This window comes from Psychrobacter sp. T6-1 (assembly GCF_052258445.1).
The window spans coordinates 1-971 of record NZ_JBQQFC010000575.1 but is presented as its reverse complement, the minus strand read 5'-3'; the positions used below and the strand labels follow the sequence as shown (position 1 = coordinate 971).

1 pseudogene is annotated in these 971 nt (G+C 49.3%); it reads right to left on the bottom strand.

Annotated features, from left to right (window positions below):
* Positions 1–971 (bottom strand): annotated as a pseudogene (locus ACTXGO_RS16465) (exodeoxyribonuclease V subunit gamma); the annotation flags it as partial.

The window sequence follows — 971 nt, the reverse complement described above, 5'->3', positions numbered from 1 at the left end:
TGATCGAGCGCGTAGGCGAAACTAAAGCGATAATCGTAGTCAGAGGTATCTAGTGTCTGCTGAAAATGCGCCTCATCGAACCCGCGTACAAACCCCGCCTGCGCCAGCAAGTCACACGCGCGGCTCATCTGCTCATGAGTCAACCCTAGGCTCTCATATAGAGGCGGTAGCATAAGCCAGTCAAACACTTCAGCGGCCTCAAAGCGTGCGCTGTCACTACCTAGCAGACTATAAAACCCGCGTATCGCCTCCCAAAGTTGACGAATCGACTTATCGACCACTCCTGTCACCTTCGCAGGTAGCGTCAAACCGTCTTGCCCTTCGCCGCTTACAAATACTGAACTTATCAGCTCATGATGACGCTCGACATCAGGTAGTAATACAACGATATCAGAGACGTGGCGGGCGCTCCCATCGTCATTTGGCTCATTTAGCCAGCGCCCAATCATGCCGCGCAGTATCTCAAGCTGCCGCTGTAAGCTATGGCAAGAGTGAATACTTAGGCTATTATCATATTGTGATAATGGCCACTGGCGTGCTTGCTCGTAACGCTTGTCTTGTAACCTATCATCACTGAACCAATGACTAGTATTTGAGTTGTTAGAATCTAGGTTATTTTTGCTCAGGCTATTACCTCTCTCACTAATATCGGCTTTAGTCGAATGTCCATCAACCAAGGCGCTATCTTCTAGATCTAGCTGCATCTGCGCGCCAAGTGCAGCACTCAAACGTCCCGCAGTCGTCTGCTGAGTCGCACTCTCATCAAGCATTAAGATATCTTGCTGCAAATTTGCCAGTAAACTAAGCGGGCGCAAGTTACTGACTCCAGAGTCTGCAACCTCAAACCTGTCTTGCCAATCGAGCACAAAACCGTCTTTATTATCATTATTATCTAGTCCCGCCAGCATCGCAAAAGTCTCACGCGACTGCTTACCCAAACGCGATAATAGCGTGTGCCCGTGATCACGCAA